Annotated in this window: 15 protein-coding genes; all 15 read left to right on the forward strand. The window is 41.9% G+C overall.

Features of this window, described 5'->3' with window-relative positions; all coding sequences use genetic code 11:
* The first annotated feature begins 37 nt into the window (after positions 1-37).
* The 15 genes from SMSK597_RS05255 to ldcB all read left to right on the forward strand — a co-directional run bounded on the left by SMSK597_RS05255 (position 38) and on the right by ldcB (position 13,773).
* Entirely contained in the window at positions 38-817 is a 780-nt protein-coding gene (locus SMSK597_RS05255) for an alpha/beta hydrolase (RefSeq protein ID WP_000290033.1), read from the forward strand.
* A 111-nt stretch (positions 818-928) separates the two neighbouring features.
* Positions 929-2,149 carry a peptidoglycan bridge formation alanyltransferase MurM gene (locus tag SMSK597_RS05260; RefSeq protein ID WP_000286552.1) on the forward strand — a complete coding sequence of 407 codons (1,221 nt, stop codon included), beginning with the start codon at positions 929-931 and terminating at the stop codon, positions 2,147-2,149.
* A gap of 4 nt (positions 2,150-2,153) precedes the next feature.
* On the forward strand, positions 2,154-3,320 hold the full coding sequence (locus tag SMSK597_RS05265; RefSeq protein WP_001174047.1) for an aminoacyltransferase: 1,167 nt from the start codon (positions 2,154-2,156) through the stop codon (positions 3,318-3,320).
* A gap of 78 nt (positions 3,321-3,398) precedes the next feature.
* On the forward strand, positions 3,399-4,100 hold the full coding sequence (locus SMSK597_RS05270) for a M57 family metalloprotease (protein WP_001267190.1): 702 nt from the start codon (positions 3,399-3,401) through the stop codon (positions 4,098-4,100).
* 38 nt (positions 4,101-4,138) lie between these two features.
* Positions 4,139-5,986 carry an excinuclease ABC subunit UvrC gene (gene uvrC, locus SMSK597_RS05275; protein ID WP_001061124.1) on the forward strand — a complete coding sequence of 616 codons (1,848 nt, stop codon included), beginning with the start codon at positions 4,139-4,141 and terminating at the stop codon, positions 5,984-5,986.
* Positions 5,976-6,830, forward strand: coding sequence for a metallophosphoesterase family protein (locus tag SMSK597_RS05280; RefSeq protein ID WP_001015747.1), 855 nt, complete (start codon positions 5,976-5,978; stop codon positions 6,828-6,830). The genes uvrC and SMSK597_RS05280 overlap by 11 nt, the downstream gene beginning before the upstream one ends.
* A gap of 55 nt (positions 6,831-6,885) precedes the next feature.
* Entirely contained in the window at positions 6,886-7,017 is a 132-nt protein-coding gene (locus SMSK597_RS13755; RefSeq protein WP_000231141.1) for a hypothetical protein, read from the forward strand.
* Positions 7,004-7,609: a nitroreductase family protein gene (locus SMSK597_RS05285; RefSeq protein WP_000670183.1), complete on the forward strand. Its 606-nt coding sequence runs from the start codon at positions 7,004-7,006 to the stop codon at positions 7,607-7,609. The genes SMSK597_RS13755 and SMSK597_RS05285 overlap by 14 nt, the downstream gene beginning before the upstream one ends.
* A 13-nt stretch (positions 7,610-7,622) precedes the next feature.
* Positions 7,623-9,023, forward strand: a complete 1,401-nt coding sequence (gene pepV / locus SMSK597_RS05290; RefSeq protein WP_000125069.1) for a dipeptidase PepV — start codon at positions 7,623-7,625, stop codon at positions 9,021-9,023.
* A gap of 53 nt (positions 9,024-9,076) precedes the next feature.
* Entirely contained in the window at positions 9,077-9,667 is a 591-nt protein-coding gene (locus tag SMSK597_RS05295) for a uracil-DNA glycosylase family protein (RefSeq protein WP_000078125.1), read from the forward strand.
* The gene (locus SMSK597_RS05300) at positions 9,664-9,951 is read left to right on the forward strand and encodes a rhodanese-like domain-containing protein (protein WP_000658233.1); all 288 of its coding nucleotides are present in this window, start codon (positions 9,664-9,666) and stop codon (positions 9,949-9,951) included. The genes SMSK597_RS05295 and SMSK597_RS05300 overlap by 4 nt, the downstream gene beginning before the upstream one ends.
* A 170-nt stretch (positions 9,952-10,121) precedes the next feature.
* Complete coding sequence (brnQ, locus tag SMSK597_RS05305) at positions 10,122-11,447, forward strand: branched-chain amino acid transport system II carrier protein (protein WP_001074574.1); 1,326 nt, start codon at positions 10,122-10,124, stop codon at positions 11,445-11,447.
* Between the two features lie 97 nt (positions 11,448-11,544).
* A complete protein-coding gene (locus SMSK597_RS05310; RefSeq protein ID WP_001077202.1) occupies positions 11,545-12,582 on the forward strand; it encodes a M42 family metallopeptidase in 1,038 nt (345 codons plus the stop codon).
* A 1-nt stretch (position 12,583) separates the two neighbouring features.
* Positions 12,584-13,054, forward strand: a complete 471-nt coding sequence (locus SMSK597_RS05315) for an HIT family protein (protein WP_000335586.1) — start codon at positions 12,584-12,586, stop codon at positions 13,052-13,054.
* A gap of 2 nt (positions 13,055-13,056) precedes the next feature.
* The gene (gene ldcB, locus SMSK597_RS05320) at positions 13,057-13,773 is read left to right on the forward strand and encodes an LD-carboxypeptidase LdcB/DacB (RefSeq protein WP_000747773.1); all 717 of its coding nucleotides are present in this window, start codon (positions 13,057-13,059) and stop codon (positions 13,771-13,773) included.
* The last annotated feature ends 49 nt before the right edge of the window (positions 13,774-13,822 follow it).

Below are 13,822 nucleotides of genomic sequence, written 5' to 3' on the forward strand. Positions count from 1 at the left end.
TTTCGGCTTTTTCTTATAGAAAAATAGAGGAAAAAATATGGCAGTAATGAAAATTGAGTATTACTCACAAGTCTTGGATATGGAGTGGGGAGTGAATGTCCTCTACCCAGATGCCAATCGAGTGGAAGAACCAGAGTGTAAAGACATTCCCGTCTTGTACCTCTTGCACGGGATGTCTGGCAATCATAATAGTTGGCTCAAGCGGACCAATGTAGAACGCTTACTTCGGGGGACCAATCTCATAGTCGTCATGCCCAATACCAGCAACGGTTGGTATACCGATACCCAGTATGGTTTTGACTATTACACAGCTCTAGCAGAGGAATTGCCACAGGTTTTGAAACGCTTCTTCCCTAATATGACTAGCAAGCGTGAAAAGACCTTTATCGCTGGCCTTTCTATGGGAGGCTACGGCTGTTTCAAATTGGCTCTTGCTACAAATCGTTTTTCTCATGCAGCTAGTTTTTCGGGTGCCCTTAGTTTTCAAGATTTTTCTCCTGAAAGTCAAAATCTGGGAACACCTGCTTATTGGAGAGGTGTGTTTGGGGAGATTAGAGATTGGACAGCTAGTTCCTATTCTCTTGAAAGTTTGGCTAAAAAATCGGATAAAAAGACCAAGCTTTGGGCTTGGTGTGGCGAGCAGGATTTCTTGTACGAAGCCAATAATCTAACAGTGAAAAACCTCAAAAAGCTGGGCTTTGATGTGACCTATAGCCATAGTGCTGGAAGTCACGAATGGTATTACTGGGAAAAACAATTGGAACGGTTTCTAGCAACCCTACCGATTGATTTCAAATTAGAAGAGAGATTGACTTAGTTTGAACTTCAGTATAGGGGGAGTAGAACTAAAATAAAATATGTTTTCACTAGACTTTTTAAACGAAAGTAGTAGAATAGTAATAAGATACTGGAGGAAAGAGAGTAGGAAATGTACCGTTATCAAATTGGCATTCCCACATTAGAATATGATCAGTTTGTCAAAGACCATGAATTAGCCAATGTATTACAAAGTAGTGCTTGGGAAGAAGTGAAGTCTGATTGGCAACATGAGAAGTTTGGTGTCTACAGGGAAGAAAAATTACTGGCGACAGCTAGTATTTTGATTAGAACTCTTCCGCTAGGCTATAAAATGTTTTACATCCCAAGAGGACCTATATTGGATTATGGGGATACAGAACTTTTGAGTTTTGTCATTCAGTCTATTAAGTCCTATGCTCGCAGTAAGAGAGCGGTTTTTGTGACTTTTGACCCAAGTATTTGCCTATCTCAAAGTTTAATCAATCAGGAAAAAACAGAATTTCCTGAAAATCTGGCTATTATTGATAGTTTGCAACAAATGGGAGTAAGGTGGTCGGGAAAAACAGAGGAAATGGGGGACACCATTCAGCCTCGTATTCAGGCAAAAATATACAAGGAAAATTTTGAAGAAGATAAACTTTCCAAGTCAACAAAACAGGCTATTCGAACAGCACGGAATAAGGGGGTAGAGATTCAATTTGGTGGAACTGAATTATTGGAGTCTTTTTCCTTTTTGATGAAAAAAACCGAGAAGCGAAAAGAGATTCATTTGAGAAATGAAGCCTATTATAAAAAATTGTTAGATAATTTTAAGGACAAGGCCTATATCACCTTGGCAACCTTGGATGTTTCTAAACGTTCGCAAGAATTAGAAGAACAGTTAGCGAAAAACAGAGCCTTGGAAGAGACCTTTACTGAGTCGACTCGAACTTCAAAAGTAGAAGCGCAGAAGAAGGAAAAAGAACGTTTGTTAGAGGAATTGACTTTCCTGCAGGAATATATGGATGCAGGTCAAGCAAGAGTTCCTTTAGCGGCTACCTTGACTTTAGAATTCGGACAAACTTCTGTCAATCTATACGCAGGAATGGATGAAGATTTTAGACGTTATAAAGCTCCTATTTTGACTTGGTATGAGACAGCTCGATATTCCTTTGAACGTGGCATTTTATGGCAAAATTTAGGAGGCGTCGAGAATGCTTTAGATGGTGGACTCTATCGTTTTAAAGCTAATTTTAATCCAACGATTGAAGAATACTTGGGTGAATTTACAATGCCTACCCATCCTCTCTATCCTCTGTTAAGACTTGCTCTTGATTTCCGTAAAACATTAAGAAAAAAACATAGAAAGTAAGTATATGGCACTAATTACACTCACGAAAGAAGAGTTTCAGGCTTATTCTGATCAGGTTTCTTCTCGTTCCTTTATGCAATCGGTCCAGATGGGGGACTTATTAGAAAAAAGAGGGGCTCGAATTGTTTATCTTGCTTTGAAACAAGAAGGAGAAATTCAAGTTGCAGCTCTGGTTTATAGCTTGCCCATGCTGGGTGGTCTGCATATGGAGATCAATTCGGGGCCGATTTATACCCAACAAGATGCTCTTCCAGTTTTTTATGCGGAGTTAAAAGAATATGCCAAGCAAAATGGTGTATTAGAGTTGCTTGTAAAACCTTATGAAACTTATCAAACTTTTGATAGCCAAGGTAATCCAATAGATACTGAGAAAAAAAGTATGATTCAAGGTTTAACTGATTTAGGTTATCAATTTGATGGATTGACGACAGGTTACCCAGGTGGAGAAGTCAGCTGGCATTACATCAAAGATTTGCAAGATTATGATGCTGTTTCCTTATTGAAGTCCTTTAATAAAAATAGTATTCGCAACATTCAGTCAGCCTTGGATTTTAATATTCTTATTCGCAATGCAGAACGGGAAGAAATTCCAACGTTCAAAAAAATTATTGAAGAAACAGGTAAAAGACAAGGTTTTGAGGATAAGAATTTAGATTATTACTTTAAATTGTATGATATGTTTGGAGATAAGGCAGATTTCCTAATTGCTGAAGTCAATCCGCAACAGTCTATAGATGCTTTAAATGTGAAGATGGCTAGTCTTGACAAGAAGTCGAAACAATTTCACCAGCAATACCAAGCCTTGCAAAAGAAAAAAGATTTTCTAACTAGCTTGGATAGTGAGTCTGGCAATGTTGCTCTAGCTTGTGCTTTAATAATCTACACAAATACAGAGGCAACCTACTTGTTTGGGGGGTCGTACGCAGAGTATCAGAAGTTCTCAGCTCCATTTTTACTTCAATATCATGCGATGAAGCAGACAATGCAACGAAATATCCATCAATACAACTTCCTAGGGATTCAAGGGATTTTTGATGGCAGTGATGGTGTTTTGCGTTTTAAACAAAATTTTAATGGCTATATTGTACGCAAAGCAGGTACTTTCCGTTACTATCCATCACCTTTAAAATACAAAGCTATTCAGTTATTCAAAAAAATAGTAGGACGTTAAGATGAAAAAGTCAGTATTTAGCTTTCTTTCAGCTTCTTTTAGTAAAATAGATTTTATTTGCTAGAAAGGTGGAGGGAAATGCGCTGGATTTTTCGTTTGATAGGGGCTTTCTTTTCTTTTGTGTGGCGTTTGTTTTGGCGCCTGGTTTGGATAGTTGTGCTCTTATGTGCTTTTGCTTTTGGACTTCTCTGGTATCTGAACGGGGATTTTCAAGGAGCGCTAAAGCAAGCAGAACGGTCAGTAAAGATTGGTCAACAAAGTATCGACCAATGGGAAAAAACAGGGCAACTGCCTAAGTTGAATCAGACAGATAGCCACCAACACTCTGAAGGAAGGTGGCCGCAGGCTTCTGCTCGTATTTACCTAGATCCCCAGATGGATTCACGCTTTCAAGAGGCTTATGTAGAAGCAATCCAGAATTGGAATCAAACTGGTGCTTTTAAGTTTGAACTGGTGACTGAGGCCAGCACGGCGGATATCTTGGCTACTGAGATGAATGACGGAGGTACTCCTGTGGCAGGAGAGGCAGAAAGTCAGACCAATCTCTTAACAGGGCAATTTTTATCCGTAACGGTGCGGTTGAATCACTATTATCTGTCCAATCCTAACTATGGCTATTCATATGAGCGCATTGTCCATACGGCAGAACATGAGTTGGGGCATGCGATTGGCTTGGACCATACAGATGAAAAGTCTGTCATGCAACCAGCAGGTTCCTTTTATGGTATCCAGAAAGAGGATGTTGAAAGACTTCGAAAATTATATGAGACCAATGAGTAGGGGACTAACTTTCCCTACTTTTTTGCTATAATGGAACTATGAATAACTTGATTAAATCAAAATTAGAGCTCTTGCCGACCAGCCCTGGTTGTTACATTCACAAGGATAAAAACGGCACCATTATCTATGTAGGAAAGGCTAAAAATCTGCGTAACCGCGTGAGGTCTTATTTCCGTGGAAGTCATGATACCAAAACAGAGGCCTTGGTGTCTGAAATTGTGGATTTTGAATTTATTGTTACGGAGTCCAATATTGAGGCACTTCTCCTAGAAATCAACCTGATCAAGGAAAATAAGCCTAAATACAATATCATGCTCAAGGATGACAAGTCCTATCCTTTCATCAAAATCACCAATGAGCGCTATCCTCGTTTAATTATAACCCGTCAGGTCAAGAAGGACGGCGGTCTCTACTTTGGACCTTACCCAGATGTGGGGGCAGCCAATGAAATCAAGCGACTACTGGATCGGATTTTCCCTTTTCGCAAGTGTACCAATCCACCGTCTAAGGTCTGTTTTTACTACCATATCGGTCAATGTATGGCCCATACCATCTGTAAGAAAGATGAGGCTTATTTCAAGTCCATGGCCCAGGAGGTCTCTGATTTTCTGAAAGGGCAGGATGACAAAATCATTGATGATCTCAAGGGCAAGATGGCAACGGCAGCCCAGACTATGGAATTTGAACGTGCAGCGGAATACCGTGATCTGATTCAGGCCATTGGAACGCTTCGAACCAAGCAACGGGTCATGACTAAGGATCTCCAAAATCGGGATGTCTTTGGCTACTATGTGGACAAGGGCTGGATGTGTGTTCAGGTTTTCTTTGTCCGTCAGGGCAAGCTTATTGAGCGCGATGTCAATCTTTTCCCTTATTATAATGATCCGGATGAGGACTTTCTAACCTATGTAGGACAATTCTATCAAGAAAAATCTCATCTAGTTCCCAATGAGGTGCTGATTCCGCAGGATATTGACGAAGAAGCCGTCAAGGTCTTGGTAGATACCAAAATTGTCAAACCCCAGCGTGGAGAGAAAAAGCAACTGGTCAATCTGGCTATAAAGAATGCCCGAGTCAGCCTAGAGCAGAAATTCAACCTGCTAGAGAAATCTGTTGAAAAGACTCAAGGTGCTATTGAAAATCTGGGACGCTTACTCCAAATTCCGACTCCAGTTCGCATCGAGTCCTTCGATAACTCCAACATCATGGGAACTAGCCCTGTCTCGGCTATGGTGGTCTTTGTCAATGGCAAACCAAGTAAAAAAGATTATCGTAAGTATAAAATCAAGACTGTCGTTGGACCAGACGACTATGCCAGTATGCGTGAGGTTATTCGCAGACGCTATGGTCGAGTACAGCGTGAGGGCTTAACCCCGCCAGATTTGATTGTGATTGATGGGGGACAAGGTCAAGTCAATATTGCCAAGCAAGTTATCCAAGAAGAGCTAGGTTTGGATATCCCAATTGCTGGTTTGCAAAAGAATGACAAGCACCAAACCCATGAATTACTCTTTGGAGATCCGCTTGAGGTGGTGGAGTTGTCTCGTAATTCTCAGGAATTTTTCCTCCTCCAACGCATTCAAGATGAGGTCCACCGCTTTGCCATTACTTTCCACCGCCAACTGCGCTCCAAAAATTCCTTTTCATCACAATTGGATGGAATTGAAGGGCTGGGACCTAAACGCAAGCAGAATCTCATGAAGTATTTCAAGTCTCTAACAAAAATCAAGGAAGCCAGTGTGGATGAGATTGTCGATGTTGGAGTACCTAGAGCGGTTGCAGAGGCTGTGCAGAGGAAGTTGAACCCGCAGGAAGAAGAGGAATTAGCTCAAGTGGCGGAAGAAAGAGTAGAATACCAAACGGAAGGAAACCACAATGAACCATAAAATCGCAATTTTATCAGATATTCATGGCAATGCAACTGCACTAGAAGCAGTGATTGCAGATGCTAAAAATCAAGGAGTCAGTGAATACTGGCTTTTGGGAGATATTTTTCTTCCTGGTCCAGGTGCAAATGACTTGGTAGCCCTGCTAAAGGACCTTCCTATCACAGCCAGTGTTCGAGGCAATTGGGATGATTGTGTCCTGGAGATCTTGGATGGGCAATATGGTTTGGAAGACCCACAAGAAATCCAGCTCATGCGAATGACCCAGTTTTTGATGGAGCGAATGGATCCTGCAACGATTGTCTGGCTACGAAGCTTACCTTTGCTGGAAAAGAAAGAAATTGACGGACTGCGCTTTTCTATCTCTCATAATTTGCCAAATAAGAATTATGGTGGTGACTTGCTAGTTGAGAATGATACAGAGAAATTTGACCAACTCCTAGATGATGAAGTTGACGTGGCAGTCTATGGTCATGTCCACAAGCAGTTGCTTCGTTATGGCAGTCAAGGGCAACAAATCATCAATCCAGGGTCGATTGGCATGCCCTATTTTAATTGGGAGGCGTTAAAAAATCACCGTGCCCAGTATGCCGTGATAGAAGTTGAAGATGGGGAATTGGTCAATATCCAATTTCGTAAAGTCGCTTATGATTATGAAGCGGAGTTAGAACTGGCCAAGTCCAAGGGACTTCCCTTTATCGAAATGTATGAAGAGCTACGAAGAGAAGACAACTATCAGGGGCACAATCTGGAACTATTAGCAAGCTTAATTGAAAAGCATGGGTATGTAGAAGATGTGAAGAATTTCTTGGAGGCTATAAAGTCAGAATATAAGATGGACTAGTTTCTTTAAGCAGCTGAAAATTAATTGGAACTGGATGAGGGGATTCCTGATTTAAATGGTTTTCTTCATTCGGTTGCTTATCCTTGTTCCAGTTTGTCTCTACGAAAAATCCCTGCAAGCTCTTTCAAATTATGGTAAAATGGAAGCAGTAGAATTAGAAAAGGAAATCGATTATGAAATTTCTTGAATTAAACAAAAAACGTCATGCGACTAAGCAGTTTACTGATAAGCCAGTTGATCCAAAAGATGTGCGTACGGCTATCGAAATTGCAACCTTGGCTCCAAGCGCCCACAACAGTCAGCCATGGAAATTTGTAGTGGTGCGTGAAAAAAATGCCGAGCTAGCAAAGTTGGCTTACGGTTCCAACTTTGAACAGGTATCATCAGCGCCTGTAACTATTGCCTTGTTTACAGACACAGATTTGGCTAAACGTGCTCGTAAGATTGCCCGAGTTGGTGGAGCAAAGAATTTCTCAGAAGAACAACTACAATACTTCATGAAAAACTTGCCTGCTGAATTTGCCCGTTACAATGAACAACAAGTCAGCGACTACCTAGCCCTCAATGCAGGTTTGGTTGCTATGAATTTGGTTCTGGCTCTTACAGATCAGGGAATCGGATCAAATCTGATTCTTGGTTTTGACAAATCAAAAGTCAACGAAGTTTTGGAAATCGAAAACCGCTTCCGCCCAGAGCTTTTGATTACAGTGGGTTACACAGATGAAAAATTGGAACCAAGCTACCGCTTGCCAGTAGATGAAATCATCGAGAAAAGATAGAAAGAAGAAAAAAATGACAGCAATTGATTTTACAGCAGAAGTAGAAAAACGCAAAGAAGACCTCTTGGCTGACTTGTTTAGCCTTTTGGAAATCAACTCTGAACGTGATGACAGCAAGGTTGATGTTGAGCATCCATTTGGACCTGGGCCGGTAAAAGCCTTGGAAAAATTCCTTGAAATCGCAGACCGCGATGGCTACCCAACTAAAAATGTTGACAACTACGCAGGACATTTTGAGTTTGGTGATGGAGAAGAAGTTCTCGGCATCTTTGCTCACATGGATGTGGTGCCAGCTGGTAGCGGTTGGGACACAGACCCTTACACACCGACTATCAAAGACGGTCGCCTTTATGCGCGTGGGGCTTCAGACGACAAGGGTCCTACAACAGCTTGTTACTATGGCTTGAAAATCATCAAAGAATTGGGACTTCCAACTTCTAAGAAAGTCCGCTTCATCGTCGGAACAGACGAAGAATCAGGTTGGGCAGACATGGATTACTACTTCGAACACGTAGGACTTGCAAAACCAGACTTTGGTTTCTCTCCAGACGCTGAGTTCCCTATCATCAACGGTGAAAAAGGAAATATTACTGAATACCTCCACTTTGCAGGAGAAAATACAGGTGCAACCCGTCTTCACAGCTTTACAGGTGGTTTGCGTGAAAATATGGTACCAGAATCAGCAACAGCAGTCGTTTCAGGTGATTTAGCTGACTTGCAAGCTAAACTAGATGCCTTTGTTGCAGAACACAAACTTAGAGGAGAACTCCAAGAAGAAAACGGTCAATATAAGGTGACGATCATTGGTAAATCAGCCCACGGTGCTATGCCCGCTTCAGGTGTCAATGGTGCGACTTACCTAGCCCTCTTCCTTAGCCAGTTTAACTTCGCTGGTCCAGCCAAAGACTACCTTGACATCGCTGGTAAAATTCTCTTGAACGACCATGAGGGTGAAAGTCTCAAGATTGCTCATGTGGATGAAAAGATGGGTGCCCTTTCTATGAATGCCGGTGTCTTCCGCTTTGATGAAACAAGCGCTGATAATACCATTGCCCTTAATATCCGCTATCCAAAAGGAACAAGTCCAGAGCAAATCAAGTCAATCCTTGAAAACTTGCCAGTTGCTTCTGTTAGCCTTTCTGAGCATGGTCACACCCCTCACTATGTGCCAATGGAAGATCCACTTGTGCAAACCTTGTTGAATGTTTATGAAAAACAAACTGATCTTAAAGGTCACGAGCAAGTCATCGGTGGTGGAACCTTTGGTCGCTTGCTTGGCCGAGGTGTTGCCTACGGTGCTATGTTCCCAGACTCGATTGATACCATGCACCAAGCCAATGAATTTATCGCCTTGGATGATCTCTTCCGAGCAGCAGCAATCTATGCCGAAGCTATTTATGAATTGATCAAATAAAACGATAGAAGTCTGAGATTATATGCTTAGACTTCTTTTTGGAGGGAAAGTAGATGTCTCAAATTGAAAGAATCAAGCAGGCTATTATGGCAGATCCGCAGAATGCTACCTATACAGAGCGTGGCATCGAGCCTCTCTTTGCAGCGCCAAAGACTGCTCGCATCAATATCATCGGTCAGGCACCGGGACTTAAAACCCAAGAAGCAGGCCTTTACTGGAAGGACAGAAGTGGTGACCGCTTGCGGGACTGGCTAGGTGTGGATGAAGATACCTTTTACAATTCAGGTTATTTTGCTGTTCTGCCTATGGATTTCTACTTTCCAGGGCATGGAAAATCAGGTGACCTGCCACCGAGAACTGGCTTTGCAGAAAAATGGCATCCACAGCTCTTGCAAGAATTACCAGATATTCAATTGACCCTCTTGATTGGCCAATATGCCCAAGCCTATTATTTGCAGGAGAAAGTCAGTGGCAAGGTGACAGAACGGGTAAAACATTACCAGAACTACTTGCCAACCTATTTTCCATTAGTTCACCCCTCACCGCGAAATCAAATCTGGATGGCCAAAAATTCTTGGTTTGAGTCAGAAGTGGTGCCAGATTTGAAAAAAAGAATTAAAACTATTTTAGGAGAAAAAGAATGAAAGAAATAGCCTTTGACGCATTTTACCAGCTTTACCAAAATGACCAACTTTCTCTAGTGGACGTGAGAGAAGTGGATGAGTTTGAAGCTCTTCATTTAGAAGGCGCCCACAACCTGCCACTGAGTCAATTGGCTGATACTTATGATCAATTGGACAAGGACCAGTTACATTATGTCATTTGCAAATCTGGAATGAGATCGGCGCGTGCTTGCCAATTCTTATCAGAACAAGGTTATGAGGTTATCAATGTACAAGGTGGCATGTTAGCCTTTGAAGAACTGTAAACATTAGAATTTTCTCCTGCTTGGTGTGGACTGGGTAGGGGATTTTATTGTTAGACAATTCTCATTTTTAAGAATCTTGAAAACATTCAATATTTACTTCGTGATACTTTTTTCATACTCCTATTCATGATATACTAGGTCAGTATTTTATAAATATGAAGGAGATTTTCATGGCTAAAAAAGGTGCCTTAACAGGTTTACTCCTGTTTGGAATATTTTTTGGTGCGGGGAACTTGATTTTTCCGCCTTCTCTAGGTGCTCTATCTGGAGAACATTTTCTTCCTGCCATCGCAGGTTTTGTCTTTTCAGGCGTCGGTATCGCCGTCTTGACCCTGATTATTGGAACGCTAAATCCTAAAGGATATATCTACGAGATTTCAACAAAGATAGCGCCTTGGTTTGCGACTCTTTACCTCTCAATTCTTTACTTGTCAATCGGTCCATTCTTTGCTATCCCACGTACAGCTACAACAGCTTACGAAGTAGGGATTAGCCCTCTTTTGTCGGATGCAAATAAAGGTCTTGGTTTGATTGTCTTTACAGTTCTGTATTTTGCAGCAGCCTATTTGATTTCGCTTAATCCATCAAAAATCTTGGACCGTATCGGCCGTATCCTAACACCAGTCTTTGCGATTTTGATTGTTATCTTGGTTGTTCTGGGAGCTTTCAAATACGGTGGAACAAGTCCTCAAGCTGCTTCAGCTGCTTATCAAGCTTCTGCCTTTGGTACAGGATTCCTAGAAGGTTACAATACCTTGGACGCCCTTGCCTCAGTTGCCTTCAGTGTAATCGCAGTTCAAACCTTGAAACAACTTGGATTTTCAAGTAAGAAAGAATACATTTCAACTATTTGGGTTGTTGGTATCGTTGTTGCCCTTGCCTTCAGCGCCCTTTACATCGGGTTAGGTTTCCTTGGAAATCATTTCCCAGTACCAGCTGAAGCGATGAAGGGTGGAACACCAGGTGTCTACATCTTGTCACAAGCTACTCAAGAAATCTTTGGTTCAACAGCTCAACTCTTCCTTGCAGCTATGGTTACTGTAACCTGCTTCACAACTACAGTTGGTTTGATTGTGTCAACAGCTGAGTTCTTTAATGAACGCTTCCCACAAATCAGCTATAAGGTTTATGCGACCGCCTTTACCTTGATTGGATTTGCCATTGCTAATTTGGGCCTTGATGCGATTATCAAGTACTCAATTCCAGTACTGGTTATCTTGTACCCAATCACCATTGCCATCGTTATGATTGTCATTGTCAACAAATTCGTGGCTCTTTCAAAACCAGGTATGCAGTTGACAATTGCTGTTGTTACAGCTATTGCTATTGCAAGCGTACTAGGAAGCTCGTTTAAGGTTGAGTTTCTTGCAAACCTTGTCAAGGCTCTTCCTTTTGCTAAGGCATCACTCCCATGGTTGGTACCAGCCATTGTCGGGATCTTGCTCTCATTGGTTCTACCAAACAAGCAAGAAAGCGATGTTTTTGAAATGGAATAATCACTAAAATCACTTTTGTAGCCAAGTCTACAGAAGTGATTTTCTTTTTTTATCCGATGATAAATGTGTTATAATAGGTAGCAAAAGAGGTGAAGAAATGAATCAAACAGTAGAATATATCAAAGAACTGACAGCCATTGCGTCGCCAACAGGTTTTACTCGTGAGATTGCGGACTATTTAGTCAAGACTCTAGAAGCTTTTGGTTACCAGCCGGTTCGCACAGCCAAGGGGGGTGTTAATGTAACTATTAAAGGTCAAAATGATGAAGAGCATCGCTATGTGACTGCCCATGTGGATACGCTGGGTGCCATTGTCCGTGCTGTCAAACCAGACGGCCGTCTCAAAATGGACCGTATCGGTGGCTTTCCTTGGAACATGATTGAAGGTGAAAACTGTACCGTTCATGTGGCTAGCACAGGTGAAAAAGTATCAGGAACCATCCTCATCCACCAAACTTCTTGCCATGTCTATAAGGATGCAGGAACTGCAGAACGCACGCAGGATAATATGGAAGTGCGTTTGGACGCCAAGGTAACTAATGAAAAAGAAACTCGTGCCTTGGGGATTGAGGTCGGTGATTTTATTAGCTTTGATCCACGAACCGTCGTGACAGAGACAGGTTTTATCAAGTCTCGTCATTTGGATGACAAGGTCAGCGCAGCGATTTTGCTTAACCTGCTTCGTATTTATATGGAAGAGAAGATTGAGTTGCCTGTAACAACCCATTTTGCTTTTTCAGTCTTTGAAGAAGTGGGACATGGGGCTAACTCTAATATTCCTGCTCAGGTAGTCGAATATCTGGCTGTGGATATGGGAGCTATGGGTGATGACCAGCAAACAGACGAATATACAGTGTCTATTTGTGTCAAGGATGCTTCAGGGCCTTATCACTATGACTTCCGTCAACACTTGGTTGCCTTGGCGAAAGAGCAAGATATTCCATTTAAGCTGGATATCTATCCATTTTATGGTTCGGACGCTTCAGCGGCCATGTCTGCAGGGGCAGAAGTCAAACACGCCCTTCTCGGTGCTGGTATCGAGTCTAGTCATTCTTATGAGCGTACTCATATTGACTCGGTGGTCGCAACAGAGCGTATGGTTGATGCTTATCTTAAGAGTGGGTTGGTAGACTAATATGTGCCTGATTTGCCAGAGAATTGACCTCATCAAGAAGGAAGAAAATCCTTACTTTGTCAAAGAGTTGGAAACAGGCTATCTTGTGATTGGAGACCACCAGTATTTTGCAGGATATAGTCTTTTTCTAGCTAAGGAACACGTTACCGAATTGCACCATTTGAAAAAGGAGACAAGACTCCGTTTTCTAGAAGAAATGAGTTTAGTCCAAGAGGCAGTTGCCAAGGCCTTTGCTGCTGAGAAAATGAATATCGAACTACTAGGAAATGGCGATGCTCATCTCCATTGGCATCTGTTTCCTAGACGAAGAGGTGATATGAATGGTTATGGTCTCAATGGACGTGGTCCAGTATGGTGGGTTCCCTTTGAAGAAATGACAGCAGAAACCTGCCAAGCAAAACCGGATGAGATTAAAAAATTAGTCGAATGTTTATCGTCAGAACTAGATAACCTATTAGAAATAAAGGAGTAGAAATGAAAAAAAGATACCTTGTCTTGACAGCTTTGCTAGCCTCGAGTCTAGCAGCTTGTTCACAAGAAAAAGCAAAAACTGAAGATGGAGCAGCTAAGACAGAACAGACAGCCAAAGCTGATGGGACAGTCGGCAGTAAGTCTCAAGGAGCTGCCCAGAAAAAAGCAGAAGTGGTTAATAAAGGTGATTACTATAGCATTCAGGGTAAATACGATGAAATCATCGTAGCCAATAAACACTATCCATTGTCGAAAGACTACAATCCAGGGGAAAATCCAACAGCTAAGGCAGAGTTGGTCAAACTCATCAAAGCGATGCAAGAGGCAGGTTTCCCAATCAGTGACCATTACAGTGGCTTTAGAAGTTATGAAACTCAGACCAAGCTCTATCAAGATTATGTTAATCAAGATGGGAAAGAAGCTGCCGACCGTTATTCTGCTCGACCTGGTTATAGCGAACACCAGACAGGCTTGGCCTTTGATGTGATTGGGACTGATGGTGATTTAGTAACAGAAGAAAAAGCAGCCCAATGGCTCTTGGATCATGCGGCTGATTATGGTTTTGTTGTCCGTTATCTCAAAGGCAAGGAAAAGGAAACAGGCTATATGGCTGAGGAATGGCACCTTCGTTATGTCGGAAAAGAAGCAAAAGAAATTGCTGAGAGTGGTCTCAGTTTGGAAGAATACTATGGATTTGAAGGCGGAGATTACGTCGATTAATACTCTTCGAAAATCTCTTCAAACCACGTCAGCGTCGCCTTACCGTATG

This window comes from Streptococcus mitis SK597, from assembly GCF_000148545.1.
Taxonomy (GTDB): domain Bacteria; phylum Bacillota; class Bacilli; order Lactobacillales; family Streptococcaceae; genus Streptococcus; species Streptococcus mitis_C.

What these genes read in the sequence shown, in the direction of transcription:
- SMSK597_RS05255 (WP_000290033.1), top strand. Translation starts at nt 38, where the DNA reads ATGGCAGTAATGAAAATTGAGTATTACTCACAAGTCTTGGATATGGAG.
- SMSK597_RS05260 (WP_000286552.1), top strand. Translation starts at nt 929, where the DNA reads ATGTACCGTTATCAAATTGGCATTCCCACATTAGAATATGATCAGTTT.
- SMSK597_RS05265 (WP_001174047.1), top strand. Translation starts at nt 2,154, where the DNA reads ATGGCACTAATTACACTCACGAAAGAAGAGTTTCAGGCTTATTCTGAT.
- SMSK597_RS05270 (WP_001267190.1), top strand. Translation starts at nt 3,399, where the DNA reads ATGCGCTGGATTTTTCGTTTGATAGGGGCTTTCTTTTCTTTTGTGTGG.
- uvrC (WP_001061124.1), top strand. Translation starts at nt 4,139, where the DNA reads ATGAATAACTTGATTAAATCAAAATTAGAGCTCTTGCCGACCAGCCCT.
- SMSK597_RS05280 (WP_001015747.1), top strand. Translation starts at nt 5,976, where the DNA reads ATGAACCATAAAATCGCAATTTTATCAGATATTCATGGCAATGCAACT.
- SMSK597_RS13755 (WP_000231141.1), top strand. Translation starts at nt 6,886, where the DNA reads ATGGTTTTCTTCATTCGGTTGCTTATCCTTGTTCCAGTTTGTCTCTAC.
- SMSK597_RS05285 (WP_000670183.1), top strand. Translation starts at nt 7,004, where the DNA reads ATGAAATTTCTTGAATTAAACAAAAAACGTCATGCGACTAAGCAGTTT.
- pepV (WP_000125069.1), top strand. Translation starts at nt 7,623, where the DNA reads ATGACAGCAATTGATTTTACAGCAGAAGTAGAAAAACGCAAAGAAGAC.
- SMSK597_RS05295 (WP_000078125.1), top strand. Translation starts at nt 9,077, where the DNA reads ATGTCTCAAATTGAAAGAATCAAGCAGGCTATTATGGCAGATCCGCAG.
- SMSK597_RS05300 (WP_000658233.1), top strand. Translation starts at nt 9,664, where the DNA reads ATGAAAGAAATAGCCTTTGACGCATTTTACCAGCTTTACCAAAATGAC.
- brnQ (WP_001074574.1), top strand. Translation starts at nt 10,122, where the DNA reads ATGGCTAAAAAAGGTGCCTTAACAGGTTTACTCCTGTTTGGAATATTT.
- SMSK597_RS05310 (WP_001077202.1), top strand. Translation starts at nt 11,545, where the DNA reads ATGAATCAAACAGTAGAATATATCAAAGAACTGACAGCCATTGCGTCG.
- SMSK597_RS05315 (WP_000335586.1), top strand. Translation starts at nt 12,584, where the DNA reads ATGTGCCTGATTTGCCAGAGAATTGACCTCATCAAGAAGGAAGAAAAT.
- ldcB (WP_000747773.1), top strand. Translation starts at nt 13,057, where the DNA reads ATGAAAAAAAGATACCTTGTCTTGACAGCTTTGCTAGCCTCGAGTCTA.